This window comes from Clostridium sp. ATCC 25772, assembly GCF_001573875.1.
In the GTDB taxonomy this organism is placed as follows: domain Bacteria; phylum Bacillota; class Clostridia; order Clostridiales; family Clostridiaceae; genus Clostridium_J; species Clostridium_J senegalense.
Window position 1 is genome coordinate 1 of sequence record NZ_LFRG01000164.1, and the last position, 629, is coordinate 629.

At 49.8% G+C, this 629-nt stretch carries 7 tRNA genes; all 7 read left to right on the forward strand.

From position 1 onward, the window contains the following. The 7 genes from AZI32_RS17335 to AZI32_RS17365 all read left to right on the forward strand — a co-directional run bounded on the left by AZI32_RS17335 (position 1) and on the right by AZI32_RS17365 (position 629). Positions 1-76: transfer RNA gene (locus tag AZI32_RS17335), tRNA-His, on the forward strand. A gap of 68 nt (positions 77-144) precedes the next feature. After that, positions 145-219 (forward strand) — tRNA-Gln (locus AZI32_RS17340). Between the two features lie 3 nt (positions 220-222). Next, positions 223-298, forward strand: a tRNA-Lys gene (locus AZI32_RS17345). A 6-nt stretch (positions 299-304) separates the two neighbouring features. Next, positions 305-388: transfer RNA gene (locus AZI32_RS17350), tRNA-Leu, on the forward strand. Positions 389-397: 9 nt separating this feature from the next. After that, positions 398-472 (forward strand) — tRNA-Gly (locus tag AZI32_RS17355). Positions 473-476: 4 nt separating this feature from the next. Beyond that, a tRNA-Gly gene (locus AZI32_RS17360) sits at positions 477-550 on the forward strand. A 5-nt stretch (positions 551-555) separates the two neighbouring features. Next, positions 556-629 (forward strand) — tRNA-Arg (locus AZI32_RS17365).

The window sequence follows — 629 nt, forward strand, 5'->3', positions numbered from 1 at the left end:
GTGGCCGTAGTTCAGTTGGTAGAGCACCAGGTTGTGGCTCTGGGTGTCGTGGGTTCGAGTCCCATCGGCCACCCCATTAAAAATTTAAAAAGTGTTGACAGGTTATAATTAACATATTATAATAAATAACTGTCAAAACAATGTTGGGATATCGCCAAGCGGTAAGGCACCAGACTTTGACTCTGGCATTCGTAGGTTCAAATCCTGCTATCCCAGCCATAGGGTTCACTAGCTCAGTCGGTAGAGCACATGACTTTTAATCATGGTGTCCGGGGTTCGATTCCCCGGTGAGCCACCAAATTATGCAGATGTGGCGGAATTGGCAGACGCACTAGACTTAGGATCTAGCGCCTTTGGCGTGGGGGTTCGACTCCCTTCATCTGCACCAATTAAATAAGCGGGAGTGGCTCAGTGGTAGAGCGTCACCTTGCCAAGGTGAACGTCGCGAGTTCGAATCTCGTCTTCCGCTCCAATATGCGGGTGTAACTCAATGGTAGAGTGCTAGCCTTCCAAGCTAGTTACGAGGGTTCGATTCCCTTCACCCGCTCCAAGTATGCGTTTTTAGCTCAGTTGGATAGAGCAACGCCCTTCTAAGGCGTGGGCCAGGGGTTCGAATCCCTTAAAACGCA